General features: G+C 42.5%; 18 protein-coding genes. 15 read left to right on the top strand and 3 right to left on the bottom strand.

Annotated features, from left to right (window positions below; translation table 11 throughout):
- Positions 1-51: 51 nt before the first annotated feature.
- Positions 52-1,497: a chromosomal replication initiator protein DnaA gene (gene dnaA / locus NJD71_RS04850; RefSeq protein WP_319050811.1), complete on the bottom strand. Its 1,446-nt coding sequence runs from the start codon at positions 1,495-1,497 to the stop codon at positions 52-54.
- A gap of 589 nt (positions 1,498-2,086) precedes the next feature.
- On the opposite strand from dnaA, the gene rpmH reads away from it, so the two are divergent.
- The 8 genes from rpmH (at position 2,087) to NJD71_RS04890 (ending at position 9,468) form a co-directional block, all read left to right on the top strand.
- Positions 2,087-2,221 carry a 50S ribosomal protein L34 gene (gene rpmH / locus NJD71_RS04855; protein WP_007394757.1) on the top strand — a complete coding sequence of 45 codons (135 nt, stop codon included), beginning with the start codon at positions 2,087-2,089 and terminating at the stop codon, positions 2,219-2,221.
- Between the two features lie 185 nt (positions 2,222-2,406).
- Positions 2,407-2,778, top strand: a complete 372-nt coding sequence (gene rnpA / locus NJD71_RS04860) for a ribonuclease P protein component (protein WP_319050812.1) — start codon at positions 2,407-2,409, stop codon at positions 2,776-2,778.
- A gap of 1 nt (position 2,779) precedes the next feature.
- Positions 2,780-3,154 carry a membrane protein insertion efficiency factor YidD gene (gene yidD, locus NJD71_RS04865; protein ID WP_319050813.1) on the top strand — a complete coding sequence of 125 codons (375 nt, stop codon included), beginning with the start codon at positions 2,780-2,782 and terminating at the stop codon, positions 3,152-3,154.
- Between the two features lie 217 nt (positions 3,155-3,371).
- Positions 3,372-5,054, top strand: coding sequence for a membrane protein insertase YidC (gene yidC, locus NJD71_RS04870; protein WP_319050814.1), 1,683 nt, complete (start codon positions 3,372-3,374; stop codon positions 5,052-5,054).
- Positions 5,055-5,250: 196 nt separating this feature from the next.
- Positions 5,251-6,687, top strand: coding sequence for a tRNA uridine-5-carboxymethylaminomethyl(34) synthesis GTPase MnmE (mnmE, locus tag NJD71_RS04875; RefSeq protein WP_319050815.1), 1,437 nt, complete (start codon positions 5,251-5,253; stop codon positions 6,685-6,687).
- A gap of 87 nt (positions 6,688-6,774) precedes the next feature.
- Complete coding sequence (gene nrdR / locus NJD71_RS04880; RefSeq protein ID WP_319050816.1) at positions 6,775-7,233, top strand: transcriptional regulator NrdR; 459 nt, start codon at positions 6,775-6,777, stop codon at positions 7,231-7,233.
- A gap of 80 nt (positions 7,234-7,313) precedes the next feature.
- Positions 7,314-8,369: a bifunctional diaminohydroxyphosphoribosylaminopyrimidine deaminase/5-amino-6-(5-phosphoribosylamino)uracil reductase RibD gene (ribD, locus tag NJD71_RS04885; RefSeq protein ID WP_319050817.1), complete on the top strand. Its 1,056-nt coding sequence runs from the start codon at positions 7,314-7,316 to the stop codon at positions 8,367-8,369.
- A 424-nt stretch (positions 8,370-8,793) separates the two neighbouring features.
- Positions 8,794-9,468, top strand: coding sequence for a riboflavin synthase (locus NJD71_RS04890; protein ID WP_319050818.1), 675 nt, complete (start codon positions 8,794-8,796; stop codon positions 9,466-9,468).
- 107 nt (positions 9,469-9,575) lie between these two features.
- On the opposite strand, the gene NJD71_RS04895 is transcribed toward NJD71_RS04890, so the two are convergent.
- Entirely contained in the window at positions 9,576-12,440 is a 2,865-nt protein-coding gene (locus NJD71_RS04895) for a response regulator (protein ID WP_319050819.1), read from the bottom strand.
- A gap of 343 nt (positions 12,441-12,783) precedes the next feature.
- Between NJD71_RS04895 and fmt the strand changes: the two genes are divergently transcribed.
- The 7 genes from fmt (at position 12,784) to NJD71_RS04930 (ending at position 21,141) form a co-directional block, all read left to right on the top strand.
- Positions 12,784-13,878, top strand: coding sequence for a methionyl-tRNA formyltransferase (gene fmt / locus NJD71_RS04900; RefSeq protein ID WP_319050820.1), 1,095 nt, complete (start codon positions 12,784-12,786; stop codon positions 13,876-13,878).
- Between the two features lie 65 nt (positions 13,879-13,943).
- Entirely contained in the window at positions 13,944-15,533 is a 1,590-nt protein-coding gene (locus tag NJD71_RS04905; RefSeq protein ID WP_319050821.1) for a transcription antitermination factor NusB, read from the top strand.
- Positions 15,534-15,579: 46 nt separating this feature from the next.
- Positions 15,580-17,001 (top strand): threonine synthase, encoded by a 1,422-nt coding sequence (gene thrC, locus NJD71_RS04910; protein WP_319050822.1) that lies wholly within the window; start codon positions 15,580-15,582, stop codon positions 16,999-17,001.
- 335 nt (positions 17,002-17,336) lie between these two features.
- On the top strand, positions 17,337-18,446 hold the full coding sequence (locus NJD71_RS04915; protein WP_319050823.1) for a LysM peptidoglycan-binding domain-containing protein: 1,110 nt from the start codon (positions 17,337-17,339) through the stop codon (positions 18,444-18,446).
- A gap of 51 nt (positions 18,447-18,497) precedes the next feature.
- Complete coding sequence (gene dprA / locus NJD71_RS04920) at positions 18,498-19,775, top strand: DNA-processing protein DprA (protein ID WP_319050824.1); 1,278 nt, start codon at positions 18,498-18,500, stop codon at positions 19,773-19,775.
- 124 nt (positions 19,776-19,899) lie between these two features.
- Positions 19,900-20,529, top strand: coding sequence for an L-threonylcarbamoyladenylate synthase (locus NJD71_RS04925; RefSeq protein WP_319050825.1), 630 nt, complete (start codon positions 19,900-19,902; stop codon positions 20,527-20,529).
- A 150-nt stretch (positions 20,530-20,679) separates the two neighbouring features.
- Positions 20,680-21,141, top strand: a complete 462-nt coding sequence (locus tag NJD71_RS04930; RefSeq protein WP_319050826.1) for a hypothetical protein — start codon at positions 20,680-20,682, stop codon at positions 21,139-21,141.
- A gap of 67 nt (positions 21,142-21,208) precedes the next feature.
- Here NJD71_RS04930 and NJD71_RS04935 read toward each other — a convergent pair.
- A protein-coding gene (locus NJD71_RS04935) for an IS3 family transposase (RefSeq protein WP_201608321.1) occupies positions 21,209-22,374 on the bottom strand; the annotation gives its coding sequence in 2 pieces (ribosomal slippage) (positions 21,209-22,116 and positions 22,116-22,374; 1,167 coding nt in all).
- Positions 22,375-22,442: the final 68 nt, after the last annotated feature.

A 22,442-nucleotide genomic window follows, 5' to 3' on the forward strand; every position in this document is an offset into this window, starting at 1 on the left:
CACTATTATAGACCATCTTCATCTGCTAAAACACAATGATATTTGCAGCGTCTAACCTGCTTGTAGCATTAAAGCCAATGTCTTGTAGTCTTTGTCAAATGAAGGATCTGCTGCTCTTAACTCATTTACCTTATCACAGGCGTGCATCACTGTGGTGTGGTCACGTCCACCAAATGATTGACCGATTTCAGGGAAGCTATCACCTGTTAGTTCACGTGATAGGGCCATCGCTATTTGGCGAGGTCTTGCAATACTACGTGTACGTTTACGTCCCATAATATCTTTGACAGTTACATCGTAGTATTCGGCGACTATTTTACGGATATTATCCATGTTGACGGCTTGCACACGCATTGCAACGATATCTTTTAGTGCGTATTGCACCATTTCAAGCGTAATTTGTGCGCCTGTTAAGTTAGCATTTGCAAATACCTGATTTAAGGCGCCTTCTAAACGTCTGACATTGGATACGACATTCTGAGCAATAAACAGAGCACATTCTTTAGGTAGTGCCATGCCATAGGAGGCTGCTTTTTTCTGCAGAATTTGCACACGAGTATCAATCTCGGGAGGGTCAACAGCAACTGTTAGTCCCCAAGAAAAACGTGATCTAAAACGTTCATCAAACTCTGTCATTTGTGAGGGATGACGATCAGAGGCCAAGATCAACTGCTTATCACCACTGGTGAAATCAGCAAATAATGTCAAAAATTCATTACTACTTTTTGTCTTTCCAGCCAATACATGAATATCATCTACAATCAATAAATCTACTTTTTTTATTTTCTTTTTAAAATCTTCTATTTTATTGTTTCTCAATGAATAAACCAATTGGTTTATAAATTTTTCAGAAGTGAAATAATAAAAACTTTGATTATTTTTTAAATAGCGATGCGCTACAGAATGCATTAAATGTGTTTTTCCTAATCCAGAAGGACCATATATAAATAAAGGATTGTGTCGATTTTTTGATTGTTTCTTACCAAGCTCATAGCAGGCCTTGTAAGCTAGGTTATTAGACTTACCAGTGACAAACGTCTCAAAAGTAAAATCAGGATTAAGATAACTTAGTGACTTGGCGTCGACGGAATCTATCAATTCTGAATGACGCATATTAGCGTCTATATCTGCTTTTGAATTATTATGATGAATAGATTCAAATTTGTGCTCAGATGGGGTAGGGGAGGGGTTATCTTTTACAAACAACGAGCCTGATTGATCTTGGTTACTACTTTCTACGTCACGACCAGCATTATCAACACGTACGACAACTTCTTCAATACCTCCTTGACTGTGCTTAGCTACCAATTGCTGAATATCCTGCAAGTGATTTTTTTTGATATACGTTACAAAGTAGTCATTAGGAGCAAGAATGATAAGCGTTTGTGCTTCTTGATAAGCTGACAAAGGTCTCAGCCACATCGTGAATACGTTATCTTTGACGTTATAACGCAAATCGTTCAGACATCTATCCCAAATATTTGCTGTGTCTATCATGAAAAGTACTGACCCTATAATTTGAAATAATAGCTACTTTTAGCCGTTTAGCTCGTTGCTTAGTTATCAATATCACTAATTTTTGTTTACCTCAAAAACCAGACTAGCACAGTATGTGAAAGCGATTTTGAGGTAGGCGCTAATCTAACACAGATACCCTGTGGATAAAACCTTGTTTTTTGGGGATAAGACTGTGGACAGTTTTGTGGATAAGTTTAAATAGAGAGTTATCCATATTTAGCCCACAGGTTATCCACAGGTTTACCCATAGCCTAGTATTTTGATAGTAAAGAAGAAATACAAGTTAACCACAGAAAAATAAGCTCCCAATAACAACAATACTTATATATATTAATTAATTATTATTATAGAGTTCAAGCAAAGCTGTGGATAACTTCAAAATGTACAAGTAAACAAAGATCCAAATTAGCTGATATTAAATGACGAATTCATTGGAGAATTACTATTAACTTGATAGTAGAGATTGACTAGTTAACAGTTAGCAAAACTAGTTTATTGACTAATACTATGCTGAATGGTATAATCTTCCGTTATTATGAATTTAGTCCATTATTTTGATAGGTGAGTTATGAAACGTACATTCCAACCAAGCGTGATCAAGCGTAAACGTACTCACGGTTTCCGTGCTCGTATGGCAACTAAAAAAGGCCGTCAAGTCTTAGCCCGTCGCCGTGCTAAAGGACGTCATCGTCTTACTGTGTAATCATTAGATTGCGATAAGCATGGCTAATAGTGCTTGTTGTGTTCTTATTGTTTATGGATTGCTATAGGCAGTCATCACAACTAACACTTAGCCACATATTAAAAGCGCCCGCATCGGCGCTTTTTTTGTTTCTATAGTTTGCTATTATCTGTCACACGTCATTCGCTCTTATACTAGGTTATATCATGCCAAAATCTGTTTCAGCTATACATGCAGCCAGTTTCACTAAAGAGCAGCGTCTGCTTACGCCTGCAGCTTTCCGTGAAGTATTTGACGCACCTGAGCGTAAACTACATCAGACCCACCTTATGGCTTTTGTGAAGCCCAGTGCGTACGGAAAACCACGTATTGGCATGGCGATCACTAAGCGTAAAGTCCCTACTGCGGTGGCTCGAAATTTGATCAAACGACATATACGTGAACAGTTTCGGACAAAGGCTTTTAAAATAGAAAACAAGGATATTGTTTTTATTGTAAAAAAATCTTTGAAAGATGTAAATTCTGAAGAAATAAAAAATCAAATAAGTAATATTTTTAAAAAAATAGAAAAAAAATAAAATGAATTTTTCATTAAATATATTAAATAAAATAATTTATAAAATCTTATTTAATTTAATTGTTATTTATCAAAAAATAATTAGCCCCATACTACCTGCTCGCTGTCGTTATTACCCAACTTGCTCAAGCTATGGCAAACAAGCTTTAGCTTGGCATGGAACACGTGCAGGTAGTTGGTTGCTTTTGAAACGCCTTAGTAAGTGCCATCCACTTGGTGGACATGGCATTGATTTTGTACCCCTTCCTCTATCCTCTTATCACTATCATTACTTATCCTCTACTGTCATATCAGTTAATAGTGTTCAAGGATGGAGCGTTTACCGAGACAGTCAGAGCTACGTTTCACGTCTCAACCATTTGATGAAACTAATGTAGAAAATAGGGTGTCAAAACTTGAATGTGGATAACTAATGAGTTACCCACAAGTTATCCACACTCTTGGTATCATTTAGAGTAGATTTTTAGTAAAATGATGCACATTTTATGTAAATGACTATCAATGCAGTTGTCATGTTAGCCAGCACCTGTGATGTACAGTCATGACACATGCCCTAATTTTTCATTCCCTAATTTTTTAATCTAGGAAAGGTTTATGCAAAAGATATTTCGGGTGATGATCATCATTGCGATGTTAATTACCGCTTATCTGCTGATTTTGGCATGGCGAGATGATTATGCCGATGCGCCAGCTGTCGATGCGGTGCCAGAAACTACAAGTTCAGTAGGTGCTGACATTCCCTCTACCACTGGTGCAGCAGGTGATATTCCGGTACAGACAGTACCTGTCGATAACGGAGCTGTGACAGCTGCGCCTGCGAAAGATACAGGCTTAATCACAGTAACGACCGATCGCTATGATATTAAAATCAACCCAGAAGGTGGTGATATTGTCTATGCTGCACTCAAGCAGTATGACGCAACGCTCGATAGCGATAAGCCTTTCGTATTGCTAGAAAATAATAGCAACCGTGTATATGTCGCTCAGTCTGGTCTGATTGGTCAAAATGGTATCGATACAGCAGAAGGTCGAGCGATATATACGCACACTGCTAATAACTATGTCATGGAAAATGGTCAACAAACACTGTCAGTACCGCTTACGTACAAAAAAGATGGTGTAACAGTTACTAAGACCTTTACCTTTACCGAAAACAAATATCCAATCGATATCAGTTACAAAATTCAAAACGCTTCTACCAACGCTTGGCAAGGCCAAATGTTTGCGCAGCTAAAGCGTGACGATAGTAAAGATCCTGGCATGTCTGATAAAGGCGCGCTGAGCATGGCGACCTATTTAGGCGGTGCTTGGGGTACACCAGACGATCCTTATAACAAGCTGAAATTTGGTGACTTTAGTGATGGCGAGTTGACTACGACCAGTGATAAAGGTTGGGTCGGCATTGTCCAGCATTATTTCGTTTCTGCATGGACGCCTCAAAACTTTACGGGTAAGTTCTTTAGTCGTGAAACTGGCGATGATTACTTTATTGGCTTTAATAGTCAGCCAGTAAATGTAGCACCGAACAAGCAAGTGACTTTGAATGCGACGCTATATTCAGGTCCAAAAGTACAGTCTGAGCTCAAAGATGTGGCGGAAGGTCTTAATCAGACAGTTGATTACGGTTTATTATGGCCGATATCTAAGGTCCTATTCGCTATCTTGGATGGTGTGCATAAAGTAGTAGGAAACTGGGGTTGGTCGATTATTATACTGACTATCTTGGTCAAAATTGCTCTAATGTGGTTCTCTAATAAGAGCTACTACTCTATGGCAAAAATGCGCGCTATCGCTCCAAGACTTAAGGTGCTCAAAGAAGAGCACGGCGATGATCGCATGAAAATGTCGCAAGAAATGATGGCGATATACAAAGAGGAGAAAGTCAATCCAATGGCGGGTTGTTTGCCTATTTTGATGCAGATGCCAATTTTCTTAGCGCTATATTGGGTGTTGGTAGAGAGTGTCGAATTGCGTCATGCCCCTTGGGTTTTGTGGATTCAAGATCTTTCAGCAATGGACCCATGGTTTATTTTACCATTGCTAATGGGCGCTTCAATGTTTGTACAGCAGCAGCTGAACCCTCAGCCAGCTGACCCAATGCAAGCAAAAGTTATGAAGTTCTTACCGATTATCTTTACAGCGTTCATGTTGTTCTTCCCAGCAGGTCTGGTTCTATATTGGACAGTGAATAACTTGTTTAGTATGACTCAGCAATATATTGTTAATAGAAAGGTTGAAGAAGAGCAAAAGCGCCGTACGGTAAAAGTAGTTGATTAACTGATACACTATTAAATACCCAATAATAAAGACCATCGCGCAAGCGGTGGTTTTTTTATAGATGGTAGGTTAGTTATCCACAACTTATCAACACAGTAAAGAAAGGACTACCTTTCAAAGTTTGTTTTGTCAGTATGAGTTGAGGCGTCTATAATAGGGTTTTAAGTTATTGAGAGTAATTGTGGATTCCTTAGAGATGGCCCTAGCCACACCTAATTCTTCTGAAAAATCTAATACAGCAGGACTCGCCACGATTGCTGCAATTGCAACGCCGCTTGGACGTGGGGGTGTGGGCGTTATACGTTTATCAGGTAGCCGTGCCTATGCCATGGCCTGCGCCCTCACTGGCAAATCTGCATTTACACCGCGTATGGCCAGTTTTTGCCGTTTTTATCAGGCGGATGGTACGGTGATCGATGAAGGGTTGGTACTGTATTTTAAAGGTCCGCATTCGTTCACGGGTGAGGACGTGATTGAGCTGCAAGGGCATGGCGGCGTTATTTTGCAAAATCAATTGCTCGCGCGCGTGTTCGAATTAGGTGCTAAACAAGCGAGTGCCGGAGAGTTTTCTTACCGCGCTTTTGATAATGATAAGTTAGATTTGGTACAGGCAGAAGCGATTGCCGATGCGATTGATGCAACCAGTGCTGCTGCAGCCAGTAGTGCGATTCGTTCTTTGAGCGGTGAATTTTCACAAAAAATCAATCAGTTATTAGAACAGCTGATCCATTTGCGCTTGCATGTTGAAGCGGCGATTGACTTCCCTGATGAAGAGGATGTCGATTTTTTATCTGATGGTGTGATACAAAGCAAGCTTGAGCAAACGCAAGATAAAATACAGCAAGTCTTATCAACTGCAAAACAAGGGCAGCTCTTGCGTGATGGCATTCACGTTGTTTTAGCAGGTAGACCAAATGCGGGTAAATCAAGCTTGCTCAATCGTTTAGCGGGACAGGAACGTGCTATCGTTACAGATGTCGCGGGTACCACACGTGATACGCTACAAGAGACAGTGGTACTCAATGGCTTGACCCTACATCTTACCGATACGGCAGGTCTACGTGACACAGAGGATACCGTAGAGCGTATTGGTATTGAACGTGCCCGTACAGCGATCACTCAAGCTGATATGCTGTTGATGGTCTACGATGTGACTCGCGATGTCGAAGAGGCGAGCACACCATTGCAACTCGCCGAGCAGTTGTTTGGTGAGCTACCAGAAGCCAAACGCTTACTAATCATTGCCAATAAAAGCGACTTATTGAATGATTATAGCAGTGAAGAATCTGCTTCTATGACACAAGCTGAAATAAGAGACAGAGGCTACGAACAAGTCAATGTTTCATGTGAAACAGGCATTGGTATTGATAGTCTAGTCGAAGCACTATGCGCAAAGGTAGGTTTTCACCCACCAGAAAATAGTCTAATCGCTCGTACAAGACATATAGATGCCCTTAGACGAACTGCTAACTTTTTAGCAGAGGCACATGAGCAACTAACCGTATTTCAAGCAGGTGAATTGGTGGCTGAAAGCTTGCGTCAAGCCCAGCAGAGCTTGGGTGAGATTACAGGTGAGTTTAGCGCTGATGACCTACTGGGTAAGATATTTGGTAGCTTTTGTATCGGCAAGTAATGACCCAGCAATAGCTTCTATGAATTACTTGTATTAGCTACTTATGGAACATCGATCTTATTCTCAATCGTAAAACAAGGAAATGCTATGCACTGCCCGTATTGTAATGCATCAGAGACAAAGGTTATTGACTCACGTCTCGCTGCAGAAGGTGCACAAGTACGTCGCCGCCGTTCATGTAATAGCTGCCAAGAGCGTTTTACGACTTTTGAGATGGTAGAAGTCGTTATGCCCAGAATTATCAAATCAAGCAATAAAATTGAGCCTTATGACAACGAAAAGCTGCGCCGTTCTATTTTACTGCCGTTGCAAAAGCGCCCGATCACTATCGACGAGCAAGAAGCGATGATCAGTCGCATCGAAAAACGTGTCAGACAGATGGGTGAGCGTGAAATCAGCAGTAAGGTATTGGGCGAAATTATCATGAGTGAGCTAAAATCATTGGACGATGTTGCTTATGTACGCTTTGCTAGTGTTTACCGCGACTTCCAAGATATTGATGCGTTCCATCAAGAAATTGCCAATATCCGCCCAAATGATAAATAAGCTCGCAGCTTATCGGCACATAGTTTCCTAATCACTCATTGTTCCTTAATTACTATTAATCATTCATTAAGTCTACTGCTATGCCAACCGAAAACCACGCTCAAGATATGCAAGATCGCTACTTCATGATGCTTGCTATCGAACAAGCCAAACGCGGTTTATATACCACCAGACCCAACCCAGCGGTCGGCTGTGTGATTGTCCAAAAAGAAGAAATAGTTGGTCAAGGGTTTCATCCCAAAGCTGGTGAGCCACACGCTGAGATATTTGCGCTCAAAGAAGCAGGCGCGCGCGCAGTAGGTGCAACTGCTTATGTGACATTAGAACCATGTAGTCATACAGGTCGTACGCCACCATGCGCGCTTGCACTGGTTGCAGCCAGTGTGCAGCGCGTTGTAATCGCAGGTCTAGATCCGAACCCGCAGGTCGCAGGCCGTGGTGTAAAGCTGCTGGAGCAAGCAGGTATTGACGTGAAAATTGGTGTGCTAACAGAGCAGGCAGAGACGTTGAATCGTGGGTTTTTGAAAGCCATGCGTACACAGATGCCTTACGTCAGACTAAAGATAGCAACCAGTTTAGATGGTCGTACAGCTATGGCTTCTGGTGAATCTAAATGGATTACCTCAGCTGCTGCTCGCGAAGATGTGCAAAAACTAAGAGCAATAAGTGGCGCGATTATCACAGGTAGTGAAACAGTAATAATGGACGATCCAAAACTTAATGTACGCTCAACACAGTTAGGCGTATCAGCTGATGAGATACCAAGACCTAAAGTAATTGTACTTGATAGGCGTCAGCGTTTAGCACACAGCCTGCAGTCTGATTATCAATTGTGTCGCCATACAGACACAATTTATTGGCATACAGATAATCTTACAGGGTTACTCGCGGAGCTAGTAAGTAAGTATCAATGTTATGACATCTTAGTGGAGGCGGGTGCTAGCGTTGCCGGTAGTTTTTTGAGTCAACAGCTTGTAGACGAATTAATTGTCTATCAAGCCCCTTGTCTACTCGGTGATCAAGCAAGGCCGATGGTTAACTTTAACCCTATTTCACTGGCACAGCAGTTACGCTTTGATATTCAGAGCCACGAGCAACTCGGTTCTGACCTCAAGTTAACCTTGTTACCTTTGTAAACTGCCTACTTTCCGTCTTGCGCTTTATAAGTTTCCCATTGTGTGCATTATATGTGGATAAGTAAGCTAGAATATATTGGGTTTCACATGAAACTGTGTATAACTCTGTTTCACATGAAACGTAAAATACGAATTTTTATGTTGAGAAAAAATTAATATATTGTAAATCAGTAACTTATGATAAACACTTTTACTGTTTATGCTAAAAAATGAATTTATAAGAGTTGTGGATAACTCTATAATTATCAATTTTTTTTGGTGAATGACCGTTGATTTAATATTACTTATCCACAATCTATCTTATGAACGTCTACATTGAGTATATAACTCACCATACACATAGATCTGATTAAACAATACTGATGGTTTGGTATACCACGAAATATCGCTGCTAAAGACAATACAATAATGAGATGAGGGTAATATGTTTACTGGAATTATAGAAAGCGTTGGTAAAGTCAAATCCATGCAGCCCACAGGCGGCGATATACGCTTGACCGTAGAGTCTGATGATTTGGATTTTGGTGATGTAAAGTTAGGCGATTCTATTGCATCAAATGGTATTTGCTTGACTGTGGTAGAGTTCGGTAGCAACTACTATGCTGTCGATGTCTCACGTGAAACTATTGCTCGTACAGCGTTAGAAGAGTTGAAAGCAGGCCATATAGTTAACCTAGAGAAAGCAATGCTGCCAACGACTCGTTTTGGTGGTCATATCGTTGCTGGTCACGTAGATGGGGTGGGTGTTGTTAGTAAGCTGCAACAAGATGCGCGTTCTATCTATATTGAAATTGAAATACCACAAGAGCTGGCGCACTATACAGCGACTAAAGGGTCTATTACAGTAGATGGTATTAGCCTTACTACCAATCTTGTACGTGACAACATCGTTTGTTTGAACATTATTCCGCATACGGCTCAAGTGACCAATATCGCTAAGCATTGGTTGGTTGGTAACAAGGTTAATATCGAAGTGGATATCGTTGCACGTTATTTAGAGCGTTTATTAAATAAGTCGCAACCTAGTGGCATGAATACGTCAAACCCTCAAAGCCAAATTACGGAAGGTTTTTTGGCAGATAATGGTTTTATGAAATAACGTTTAAGTCCTTAATCTGCCACCATCTCAGTCTCTTTATCAAATAACTCACTCTTACAATATTGCTGTAATTTAGTGATATTGTAAGAGTGTTTTTTATTTATTCCTTAGGGTATAAAGCTCTGCAAAACAGTTTCTAGCTCTTTCTTACTGATTGGCTTAGCTAAAAACTCATCCATACCGACTTGCATACAGGCCTCGCGATCCTCTTCTGTGTTGTTTGCAGTTAATGCCACGATAGGTATGTTGTCCCCTTGTGCACGGATTACTTGGGTGGCTTCTAGCCCATCCATGACAGGCATACGGCAGTCCATTAAGATCAGCGAAATCTCTTCACGTTGGGTTTGCAGTACATTCAGCGCTTGCTGTCCATCCTCTGCCACGATACTGCGATAGCCAATCTTACTCAGCATCTTGCAAGCTATCTTTTGATTGGTTGGGCTGTCTTCTACCACTAAAACAAGCGGCTGTATTTCTTGTTCAGCGCTATCTGAGGTATTTATCTGACTGACATTGTCTTTGACGTTTTGTACCTGCGTCAATGTTTGTCTGACTGGTAACGTCAGACGCATCAGCTCAGATAGTAACAGCGCACTGTCTAGAGGTTTTGCTAAGAAACCATCACATTGATCGAGCAGCACAGACGGTATACGGCGCTCAGGTTTCATGCTGAACAATATCTTAGGGAGTATGGTATTAGCGAGTAGGCTGTCTAGCGCTTGTCGTCTATCGATGCTAGTGGCTATCTTAGGGCTATTGCTTAGTATGGCTGTTGCCGATTCAGTTTGTGCCTGTTTCAACTGCTGCGGATAGGTGTCCAGACTATCAGAACTAGAGTTACTGCCCACTACTATAGTACTGGTATCATAGTACTCGTAGTCCAGTAACAGCAAAGGTGCTAGGGTTTGCTTATCCTGTTTGAGTCGGTCTGTCAGCTGCTCTATAGTCGCTAGGTCCACAGAGGTATAAATCGTTGTCGATATAGACAGGTGGTCACACAGTTGCTGTAAGTGTGCTGCAACAAGTGGTTGATGGACAACTGCAATAAGATAAATCTGACTCAAATGCTGACTATGATGATATACCGGCTGATAACTTGGGCGTCTACAAGGTAGATAAAGGTTAAATATGCTGCCTTCGTTGACCGTACTTGTCAGTTCAATAAATCCGCCTAATAACCGTGCAAAACTATTGACGTTTTTTAGACCAAGCCCTGTGTCGATTACATTTTTCTCTATCTCGTTATTATCCTGACCGCGAGGTTTATTGAAGTACGCCAATAGCTGTTGCTGTTTTGCAGAGGTGATACCGATACCAGTATCTTGCACGCTAACCTGTATCCAGCAATCAACTTCATTTGTGACTGTGTTTTTACTAATAAGACGTAACGTCTCTCTACTGACCTCTGACATTTGCTCCTGAGTTATCGAGTTGATAGTCAGCGCGACGTGACCAGAAGGGGTAAATTTCACCGCATTGTGCAATAAGTTAAGCAAGATCTGCCGGAGACGAATATCGTCAGTAGCGATGGAGCGTGGAGCGTCTGGCGAAAAGAAGTATATTAACTCAAGCCCTTTGTACCGCGCATCATTTAAGATTAGGTCGTTAACTTCTTGACCCAGTTTGTATACATCGACAGGCTCAACACTGAGACGAGTCTTCCTTGCCTCGATATTTCCTATATGTAGAGTATCATTCAGCGCTGTTAGCATATCTTGGCTGGTGGTAATCAAAATATCTAACGTTTTATTTTGCCTAGCATCTAACGTGTTGGGGTCGATTGGCTCAAGGGTATCGATCATAGCCTCTAGCGGTATGCGTAGCTTGTGACCGATGGCAAATTTAAGCGTATTAAACTCATCAAGCTTGCGCTGTAGTTGTGTGTTTTGCTGCTGCAATTGTTCGTTTTGGCTAATGAGTTCATGGATATTATTTATAATGACAGTAAAACCATGAACCTGTCCATGTTCACCAAACCACGGTGTGATATGTAACTGGTAGGCTTGCTTATTTTCTATACTGTAAGCTGTCAGAATGCGTGTAACTCGTAAGTTGGCTAAAGTCTGTAATAGTTGCTGGGTCGATTCATCCTTACCTACAAAAAAATCAGTAAGCTCATGCCTGCCACTATTTTGGGCAGATGGCGAAAATATTTGCTCAAAGCGTTGATTGTAAAAGCTAATCTGACCATGACGTACACTCATCAGCATGGGCAGCGGTGCTTGATCAACCAAGCGCTCCAAACGATGTTTTAGTGTTTTGACGCGTCGATAGTCATTATGAAGCTGATAGCTGACACGGCTCAGCGCATTACCTAAAAGCAAAAATTCAGTGGTAGATTTTTTTTGTGAGAAGGGCGGCGGTGTGTAGGCTTCTTTTGCCCGGCTGCTCAAGTTGTCGGTATAAACCAGTAGTTGTTCCCAGTTGGTTCGACGATTGAGCATGTAAAGCATAGCCATAAAAAATAGTATGATTGCGACCATCAAAGGCAACCAATAACGATAAGACGTCCAGTCAATCGTAAAAGGCTCATGCCGCAAAATAACATAGACCTGATGGCCACTTTTGAGGTTTATAGTTCCTGTGAGCTCGCTACTGCCAACCCTATACGCACTCTGCTGACTATTATCAGAGGCAGTTGTACTGATAGCAGGGAATGTTACGTTAGCAAACGCTGATTCGTTAGGACGAGTCCTACGATAGATATAGGTTTGCCCAGATGGCATCATTAAAATAAGCTGATAACTGACATGGTGAAGGGTAGGTTGATCTAAAATAGTTTCTATATCTTCATCAATAGGGTCAGCATGCTCAATGATACTGTGCTGTAATGAGTAAAAAGTATCTATGCTATGTTGTTCGCTATGTTGTCTTATCCCATCGAACATTGTGACGTAATACAGCAGTAGCATTACTAACAGAGTCAATGCATAAAAAATCAATAAGCGCTGTAAGGACTGAAACTGTTGCATAAGAGCATGGCCCTATATCGACACAAAGAAATATAGTGAAATCATAGTAATTTTTTAATAATTAATCTTCTCAAAAACTTGGCACTGACTTGATACTGAATCCCTGTACCTATTATTTATAACAGAATAATGGGGCGCTGTTTGTAGCACGTCACGATTGATACGGTTTTATGTTACGCATAAAGACGATAAATAGAATGTTTATCAATAAAATACTTATCGTTTTTATATTATAAAGGTAAACAGTATCAAAGGTTCTACAGGTTTTGTCACTAGCACGGTCATGGCACTACGTCGCAAACTCACCTATAATGAGCGAATTAACTTTATATAATGCATGATTATGACTAACACTGCTTCCACTTCTGCTCCATCTGATTCGTCTTTTAACCATGATAACCCATCTGTCCAGCGATTAAGGGTGGTATTTGCAGGGACGCCTGAGTTTGCTGCGGTGAGTCTAGAGGCGTTGATACGTCAGCAAGAAGCACTCAATATAGATATTGTTGCGGTATACACTCAGCCTGATCGCAAAGCGGGACGTGGTCAGAAACTATCAGCATCTGCTGTGAAAGAAGTGGCATTAGCCAATAATATCACGGTAGAGCAGCCAGTTACTTTTAAGAAATCGAGCACAGAAGGAGTGGATGCTCGTCAAATACTGCGTACGTATCAGCCAGATCTTATGATTGTTGCTGCTTATGGTTTGATTTTACCTATTGGAGTATTAGACACGCCTACTCATGGCTGTTTGAACATTCATGCCTCATTATTACCACGCTGGCGCGGTGCTGCTCCTATCCATCGTGCACTTTTGGCAGGCGATGACGAGACAGGTATTACCATTATGCAGATGGACAAAGGACTAGATACGGGTGATATGATTTACAAGATTAGCGCCAATATCGCGCCGGATGATACTGCTGCCAGCCTACATGATAAGATGGCCACTCTTGGTGCGACCGCGATCACTACGGTGCTTGGTGATTTGTCACAGTATCAAGCGAACGCCGTTCCCCAAGATGATAGTCAAGCAAACTATGCGGAAAAGCTGGTCAAAGCCGAAGGTGAAATTGACTGGACACAGCCAGCTGCTACCATTGAGCGTCAAATTCGTGGATTGACCCCGTGGCCAGGCGCATACACTTTCTTAGAAGGCCAGCGCGTCAAAATACTGACGGCACTGCCCATTAACACCACACAAACATCAGATAAGCCTGCAGGTACGGTCGTAAGTGTCGGGCGCAAAGCAGTTTTGGTCGCTTGCGGCAAAGAGGTAGAGACGTCAAACAATAATACCGCTCATAACATACAGCTGAGTAATACACTGGCCATAACTAAGTTACAGTTCGCTGGTGGTAAGCCGATGACGGCGGAACAACTTTGTCATGGCAACCAGTTAAACGATGGTGATAAATTCACAGTAGAATCAAAATAGTTTCACTACACTCCCTTTTACTTGCACAAGACGCGATCGATACGACGTCAAGGAAATACAACTCAATGAGACAAACCAGCACTGGCTCTAGAAACAATGCACCTAGAAACAACAAGCTAAAACCGTCAAGTAATCTGATTATGAACGGTAGCGTACGCGTACGTGTGATTCGTACTTTACTGGCTATTCAAAACGGTCAGTCGCTCTCAAGCGTGCTTGATCCGTTATTAAACAGCTTGCACGATGGTGACAAAGGCTTTGCTCATGCGCTATTGCTGACAACACTACGCCAATGGCATGCTCTGGCACGATTGCTTGATACGCTAGCTGACAACCCTATAGATGAGGTCGAAGTTCGTACCACAATTCAGGTGGGTTTAGCACAATTGTTGTATTTAGAAGTGGCAGATCATGCTGCGATCCACGAGACAGTAGAGTCGGCAAAGGAGATTGAATTTGCGCATGCGACAGGTTTGATCAATGCTATCTTGCGTAAAGTTGCTAAGAATCCGAGTAAATTCCGTAAGAAGTGCGATAAAAAACACAGCTTGCCCAACTGGCTTGCCTATCAGCTTAAGCAAGATTGGAGTGAGCAGTACGATGAGCTGACCCAAGGCTTACGCCAAGCGGCGCCAATGTTTTTGCGAGTCAACTCGGCAGTTACTTCAGTAGAGGATTATCAACAGTCGCTGTGTGGTGCAGAAATTGATGCCGATATCGTTGAGCTTACCAGTGGTTTACAATTGACTGGTTCATCAGAGGCAGCGACAACGACGACGTTGTCGACCAAAGGCTTAAGACTGCATCAGACTACCGCTGTCAATGCTTTGCCTCATTTTGCTGAAGGCATTGCTAGCGTGCAAGACATGCATGCTCAGCTTGCGGCACCTATTGTCAACAAAGTGTTAATGGCGAAGCTCAGCGCTGAAAAGTCTGATACGGAAAATACCAATAACGAGATACATATTCTAGATGCCTGCGCCGCGCCCGGTGGTAAGCTTGCACATTGGTTAGAGCTGCTGAGCTCAAACGATTCTTCATTATTGTTTCACGTGAAACAAGACGATGAGGAAGCGAAACCGTTAGCTTCTAAAGTAAAGCTAACCGCTATCGATAATGAAGCTCCGCGCATCGAACGCATTTATGATAATTTGCAGCGTCTTAATCTAAAACAGCAGGATTTAGAGCAAGCTGAGAAAAATATCGCCCTTAACGTTGTCTGCGCTGATGCCACCAGATGGCAGCATGGCAAAAATAAAAAGGCCGCGACCAATGAGCCAGTATTTGATGCGATATTATTGGACTCTCCTTGTACCGCGACGGGCGTGATTCGCCGCCATCCTGATATCAGTATTTTGCGTACCGAAGAAGACATCGAACAAACTGTCCTGCTGCAAGCTGATATTTTGCATAATCTATGGCCACAGCTCAAAGCGGGCGGTTATCTGTTGTATGTTACGTGCTCTATTCTAAAGCAAGAAAATGTGCTGCAAATGCAAGACTTCATCAGCTATCACAACGATGCGGTAGCGATTGAGTTTACCGAGGATTGCAATTGGGGTATTGCCCAAGAGATTGGTCGCCAGTGCTTGCCAATTGATAGCGAGAGTGGCGATGGTTTTTATTATGCGTTATTGCAAAAGACTGCTGAATAAACCGTTTTTAACTATTGAATAATATTATTGTAGACAGGACTATCTAATGAAATATATCAGTACTCGTGGTCAGACAGCACCGATGGACTTTAGTGATGTGCTATTAATGGGACTTGCGCCAGACGGTGGTTTGATGCTGCCTGAGCATTACCCAACCGTTGATAACGCTGTACTCGATGAGTGGCGCACACTCAGCTATCCAGAGCTTGCGATGGCGATTATGCAGCGCTTTGCCACTGATATTCCTGCGGTTGATTTGCAGGACATTATCGAGCGTACTTATACGACCGATGTGTTTGGCTCCGATGATATTGTCCCTGTCCGCAAGCTCAAAGACAACATATATATTTTAGGATTGTCAAACGGCCCAACGCTGGCATTTAAAGACGTTGCTATGCAGTTCTTGGGCAATGCCTTCGAGTATGTCCTCAAAAGAAAAGAGGCACGTATCACGATTATTGGCGCAACCAGCGGCGATACGGGCAGTGCGGCAGAGTACGCATTGCGCGGTAAAGAAAACGTCGAAGTCTTTATGCTATCACCGCATGGTAAAATGAGTGAGTTTCAGCGGGCGCAAATGTATAGCCTGACCGATGATAATATTCATAATATCGCGATCGATGGTATGTTTGATGACTGTCAGGATATCGTGAAAGCGCTACAGCAAGATGCTGACTTCAAAGCTCAGTATGACTTGGGCACGGTCAACTCTATCAACTGGGGACGCATCCTCGCGCAGATCGTTTATTACTTTAAAGCGTATTTTGCGGTGACGACGAGTAACGACGAAAAAGTCAGTTTTAGCGTGCCATCAGGCAACTTTGGCAACATCTGCGCCGGTCACATCGCACGTGAAATGGGTCTGCCTGTGGAGCGTTTGATAGTAGCCACCAATGAAAACGACGTGCTCAACGACTTCTTTAACCAAGGCGCGTATCAGCCGCGCACCACGGACAAAACTTACGTCACCTCAAGTCCGTCGATGGATATCTCTAAAGCTTCCAACTTTGAGCGTTTTGTTTATCTATTATTAGAAAAAGATAGTGCGCGTGTTCATGAGCTGTTTGAAGGCGTAAAATCAGGGCAAGGTTTTGATTTATCTGATTTGATGGAAGCGGTCAATACGCGTTATGGCTTTGCTGCGGGCAAATCAACCCATAGCGATCGTTTAAATACGATCAAAGCGTTGTATGAGCAGCATGGTGAGCTTGTCGATCCGCATACGGCTGACGGTATCAAGGTCGCTAAAGAGCTACAACGTGAGGGTGAAATCATTATCTGTGCAGAGACCGCATTGCCTGTTAAGTTTGCTGACACTATCATCGAAGCAGTGGGTCAAATCGACATCGAGCGCCCAGCTCACACGGAAGGTTTAGAGAGCCTACCGCAGCATGTTGTGGTTCTAGAAAATAGTGCTGATCTGGTCGCTGAGCAAATTCGTCAGCATGTGGCCCCAAACCCAGCTTAGACAACAAGATAGTTTAAGCCTATCTTCAATGAACCAGTAGGGCGATCCAAAGGTTACACCATTGTAATAAAGTGTTTATGATTGTGTTATGGTATAGATAATTGTAGTATTAGAAACAGCGTCGGCAAGTCATCATTATGCTAGACGCTTTTTTAGGAATCGTTCCAGCCAATTATACTGAACAGCCGCCCTATAGTTGTCATGACTGAATTGCTTGTAGATTGCTGATATTAAATGATTTTTGCTATTTTTTAATAAAGTAAAATATCTTTAGATCAATGGTGCTAGTGCAGTTTGTTATGATCAAAACAGTGGTACATATTGTGGATATAACCATGAAGATGAGCTTAAAAAAGACAGCAAAAGCACTGGCAAAAGGATTAATAGTTACGACATTTAGCAGTGCTATGTTGATGACTACAGCACACGCAAACAATCCACCACCTACTATCAAAGCTGATGCTCCCAACCGCTATACTGTCAAAAAAGGCGATACGTTGTGGGATATCTCAGGTCGCTACCTCGACAGTCCCTGGCGCTGGAAAGAGATCTGGGCCACCAACAAACAAATCAAAAACCCAAACCTTATTTATCCCAATGACATTCTGATCCTTTGTGTTATTCAAGGCAAAACCTTGATCGGAGTCGATACGGGTGAAGGCTGTGCAGGTATCGAAAAACAAATGATGGGTAATGTGGTTGCGAGTACAGTCACTGTTACTTCAACCGCCAATAGTGTCCCGCCTATTCCATGGTCTGCCATCCAACACTGGTTGGATAAAACCCTTATTGTAAATCTAGAAGATTTCAATACTACTCCTTATATTTTGGCGTCAAAAAACCGCAACCTCATTACTGCAAGCGGTGACAAGGTCTATGCCAAAGGTGTGCCACTTATCGTCGGTCAGCGTTATGGCGTATACCGCGAGGGTGATCTGTATGTCGATCCCAAAACTCAAGAGGTTATCGGATTAGAGGTTACACAGGTAGCGACTGGTCTTGTCACATCGACAGAAACCAATGGCATTACCAGCTTACAGCTGACCGAAAGTTATGATAAAGAAGTGCGCGAAGGCGATCGCGTGTTTGTTGAGCTTGATAATGCTATTCCCCCAGTCTTTTACCCAACACCTGCCAGCGTTAGCCGTGGCGGTATGATTGTACGGGTGATGGATTCCATTAGTGCTGCTGCTAAAGGTAGCGTAGTCGCTATCAACTTGGGTAGCCTACATGGTGCCAAGCCAGGTGATGTGTTGACTGTCTATCAAAAAGGTCCTTTAGTACGTGACACCAAAGACAACGATATGCCTGTACGTTTGCCAAATGAGCCAAGTGGAATGGTAATGGTGTTTAACACCTTTGACCACATCAGCTATGCTTATGTACTTGATTCTGAGCTACCACTCAACGTTGGTGACCAGTTATTACCACCACCTTATCTATAAATACGAGTGATAAAACAGCCATACTAAATTTGCTTATAAGAGACAGATAAAATGACGGCAGTCACCGCTTCTTTATCCGACGATCAGCGTGCTATATTGTCGCTATGGTACGAGGTGAATGCGTCATTGTCTGCCTACCACAAGCTAGTCACCTCTTATGGTAACGCGCAGCTCGCTTGGCAAGCCACAGTAGAGGCGTGGAAGCAGCTGGGTCTGCATCATACTCATCTCAAACGCCACGAGCAGCCAGATCAAACGCGCGCTAGTATCGATAAAATCCAGCAAGCACTCGTTGATCGTCGTTATAACTTACTGTTTGCTGATCAACCTGATTATCCTACCCAGCTCCTACAGATTTACGATCCACCGCCACTATTGTTTTTTCGGGGGAATAGTGCGCGCCTGCATCAGGCTCAAATTGCTATTGTGGGTAGCCGCAAACCCACTGCACACGCACAAAAAATCACCTTCGATATGGCGCAATATCTTGCGCAGTCAGGATATATTATCACTAGTGGTCTGGCGATAGGGGTGGATAAACGAGCGCATTTAGGAGCCTTGGCGCAGACAAATCAGGACTATCAAGGCCGTACTATTGGCGTGATGGGTACAGGGATTGATGTGAACTATCCCAATCATCGTGACCAGTTATTTGCTCAAATTGTCGATCAAGGTGGCTGTATTATCAGTGAGCTGCTACCGCATACTCAGCCGCACAAGCATACTTTCCCGCGTCGTAATCGTCTGGTAGCTGGGCTCAGTCTAGCCACTATCGTGACCGAAGCCACAATCAAAAGTGGCTCGCTGATTACCGCCCGTCTAACGTCCGAGCAGGGCAAACAAGTCTTTGCGATTCCAAGTCATATTGATAATAGCAATGCCGAAGGCTGCCATCACTTGATACGTGAAGGCGCAACGTTGATCTATCATCCTGAGCAAGTACTAGAAGATGTGAATGCTCAGCTCGACTACGACAGTCGCTCGTATAATGCACCAAGCGCTACTACTGACCTAAGTCGCGATCAACCAGAAACCAGTCATTCTCCAAAAATGCTCTCTGAGGGCTCAGATGTCGAAAAATCGCCTAGTAGATCGCTTAGCACAGCGAATAACCAGAAAAAGCCTTCTAATGTCAGACCTACTCGTAGCGCGCTTGTTATACCTGAGCATTTGACAGCAATCTATGAGCAGCTCGATTGGCATGGGCAGGATTTAGATGCGCTTATTGTCGCAACCAAGCTTGAGCCATCACAGCTCATCGGACAGTTGATGGAGCTTGAGCTAATGGGTATTATTAGCGTTCAGGGCGGACGGTACCTACGTGTTTAAAGTGTTACACATGTTTGCTTCTACATATAAAGAAGGCTCATCTATAATGGTAGCGCTCTGAGTTGCTCTTTTTGTTATGCTATTATGAGCATCTACCTCCATCCCAGTATGAAACATTTCAGCTATGAGCCACTCTACATCCTTTGTTACTGATTCTACCGTTCAAGCTGCACAGTGGCTAAAAGAAGGACAGCTGCTCGCGTATCCAACAGAGAGCGTCTGGGGCATTGGCTGTGATCCTTATAACCAAGCGGCTGTACAGCGCATTTTGGACATTAAGCAGCGTCCACAAGCCAAAGGTATGATTGTTATCACTGACAGTGCAGCTCGCTTGACACCGTTATTGGTTGCGTTAAACGGTGAGCAGCGAAAACAAGTCATTGACAGCTGGCAGACAGACGATAGTAGAGATGAACAGAACAGTCGCCAAGCTCATACTTGGTTATTACCGATTCCTCAGCCGCTTGCGAGCACTGTGCCCACTTGGATTACCGGTCAGCATCAGACTATTGCTGTTCGAGTTATCTCGCATCCTACAGTTCGTCAGCTTTGCCAACAGATGGTCAGTGAAGAGAACCCATTTGGTCTATTGGTTTCTACAAGCTGCAACCCGTCAGGTCAATCACCTGCCAGTACTTTCGATGCTGCTTATGCGTATTTTGATGAGCAAATTGGTTATTTGCAGGGCGATACATTAGGTTATACATTACCTAGCCAAATTCGTGACGCAACGACAGGCTTGGTTATTCGTTAGTGGACAAGAAAGATGTAGACGTTTTTTTGCTACCTGCTTGCCTTACTCAACATGTTTTCTATTGTATGAGCTACATTTTTACAGTAGTGCTGGCACAAATACTGTTTATCACATACTGACGGTAGCCCTGGATAGGATTTAGGCAGTCATATGAAAAATAAATTAAATCAGCCAAGTCATAGTTTGAACGAAAGTTTGGCTGAATATCCAAAGATGAGGGTTACTAAGTTATTTTTATTCGTAGGTGCGCTGTATGAGCTCATTATCTTTCCATGGATAGCGACACTTCTTAGCCCAGATGACAGCATAAGTCTATTGTTCATACTGTTTTTTCCAGTTTATCTTATTGCAGGTGGTTTGTTTGCGATGCCAACTACATTAATGATGGGAAAGTGGCATTCGTATAAAGAAATATACATACAAGATGGGTGGTGGATAAGAACTTTTTTTATGGGAGTTCTTATTAATGCTTTATTTTTTGTTTGGTTTATATTTTCTAAATTCGGTTTGGTGATATGGTTCTCTATCAGTTTAACTGGAGGAGTAAGTGCCGTATTAGCAGGTATGTCAGCTTTGCCAGTATTAAAAGAAAATATTGAAGACGTAGGCTGAGCCATTAAATAAAGAGCTTGTTGACCTATGCTGTCAAATCTGTAGACATTGACTTGGGAGATTTTAGTTACGCAGCTTGACGATAAAAATCAAACCACACCTGTCTTGGCGTTTTATAACCCAAACCCTTTTGGATTCTAGTCTGGTTATACTCAAGCTCAATATATTTAATGATGTCATTGATAGCTTCGAATCTCATTTTATAATCCTGATGATACACTAACTCATTTTTCAATATGCCCCAGAAACTCTCTATCGGAGCATTATCAAAGCAATTACCACGTCTGGACATTGAACCCTTAAATTTATGCTTCTTAATGATCTTATGATAGTCATAACTACAGTACTGACTGCCTCTATCAGAATGCACAATCAGCCGTTGGTTGGGTCGTTTGTTCTTGATGGCCATATTGAGTGCACGGCAAACTAAATCTGCTGTCATACGCTTGTGGATAGCATAGCCGACCAGCTCTTTAGTGTAGAGGTCTTTAACACCTGCTAAGTATAGCCAACCCTCATCTGTCCATATGTAAGTGATGTCACTAACCCAAGCTTCGTTAGGACGACTGGTATCAAATTTTTGATCGAGCAGGTTTGGATAAATAAACTTGTTATGGTTTGAGTTGGTGGTAACTTTAAAACGCTTGTGACGACGGCAAACAATGCCGTATTCTTCTTTAATGCGTCTTACCATGTATTGACTGATATGATGGCCTTGCTCTGCAAGATGAGCATGCAATCGCTCACAGCCATAGCGCTGCTTAGTTTCATCATGAGCCACGCGAACCAGCAGCTCACACTGGTTGCGGTGGATCTGCTGATTACTAACACCACGATTTATCCAGTTATAATAGCTTGATGGCTTGACATCTAATACGTGACACATACAAGTGATGCTAAATATTTTCTGGTTATCCTTGATAAAGACGTACCTCATCAACTGTGCTTCGCGAAGTACGCCGTGGCCTTTTTTAGAATATCTCGCTCTTCCTGAGCAACTTTTAGATCACGTTTAAGACGTTTATTCTCTTCTAGTATAGCCATGAGCTCAGGATCATATTCTTTAGTACCAATAAGCTGGCCTTTATCAGCTTTGTTTTGCCAGTTAGATAATGTCTGCATGGCGATGCCAAGCTGCTTTGCAGTCGCTGAAACATTGCCCTTATTATCTGCTATCTTTTTAACGGCTTCAGCTTTGAATGCTGCACTATAGGTTCTGATTTTCTTAGTCATGATAAACTCCTCATTGAGTCGTTAGTTTACCAAGTTTGGTTCTACAGTTTTTTCAGCATAGCTCAAAT

The sequence above is a fragment of the Psychrobacter sp. PP-21 genome (assembly GCF_033790785.1).
Lineage (GTDB): Bacteria > Pseudomonadota > Gammaproteobacteria > Pseudomonadales > Moraxellaceae > Psychrobacter.

Coding starts and splice junctions, on each gene's coding strand:
- dnaA (WP_319050811.1), bottom strand. CDS start 1,497: ATGATAGACACAGCAAATATTTGGGATAGATGTCTGAACGATTTGCGT.
- rpmH (WP_007394757.1), top strand. CDS start 2,087: ATGAAACGTACATTCCAACCAAGCGTGATCAAGCGTAAACGTACTCAC.
- rnpA (WP_319050812.1), top strand. CDS start 2,407: ATGCCAAAATCTGTTTCAGCTATACATGCAGCCAGTTTCACTAAAGAG.
- yidD (WP_319050813.1), top strand. CDS start 2,780: ATGAATTTTTCATTAAATATATTAAATAAAATAATTTATAAAATCTTA.
- yidC (WP_319050814.1), top strand. CDS start 3,372: ATGCAAAAGATATTTCGGGTGATGATCATCATTGCGATGTTAATTACC.
- mnmE (WP_319050815.1), top strand. CDS start 5,251: ATGGCCCTAGCCACACCTAATTCTTCTGAAAAATCTAATACAGCAGGA.
- nrdR (WP_319050816.1), top strand. CDS start 6,775: ATGCACTGCCCGTATTGTAATGCATCAGAGACAAAGGTTATTGACTCA.
- ribD (WP_319050817.1), top strand. CDS start 7,314: ATGCCAACCGAAAACCACGCTCAAGATATGCAAGATCGCTACTTCATG.
- NJD71_RS04890 (WP_319050818.1), top strand. CDS start 8,794: ATGTTTACTGGAATTATAGAAAGCGTTGGTAAAGTCAAATCCATGCAG.
- NJD71_RS04895 (WP_319050819.1), bottom strand. CDS start 12,440: ATGCAACAGTTTCAGTCCTTACAGCGCTTATTGATTTTTTATGCATTG.
- fmt (WP_319050820.1), top strand. CDS start 12,784: ATGACTAACACTGCTTCCACTTCTGCTCCATCTGATTCGTCTTTTAAC.
- NJD71_RS04905 (WP_319050821.1), top strand. CDS start 13,944: ATGAGACAAACCAGCACTGGCTCTAGAAACAATGCACCTAGAAACAAC.
- thrC (WP_319050822.1), top strand. CDS start 15,580: ATGAAATATATCAGTACTCGTGGTCAGACAGCACCGATGGACTTTAGT.
- NJD71_RS04915 (WP_319050823.1), top strand. CDS start 17,337: ATGAAGATGAGCTTAAAAAAGACAGCAAAAGCACTGGCAAAAGGATTA.
- dprA (WP_319050824.1), top strand. CDS start 18,498: ATGACGGCAGTCACCGCTTCTTTATCCGACGATCAGCGTGCTATATTG.
- NJD71_RS04925 (WP_319050825.1), top strand. CDS start 19,900: ATGAGCCACTCTACATCCTTTGTTACTGATTCTACCGTTCAAGCTGCA.
- NJD71_RS04930 (WP_319050826.1), top strand. CDS start 20,680: ATGAAAAATAAATTAAATCAGCCAAGTCATAGTTTGAACGAAAGTTTG.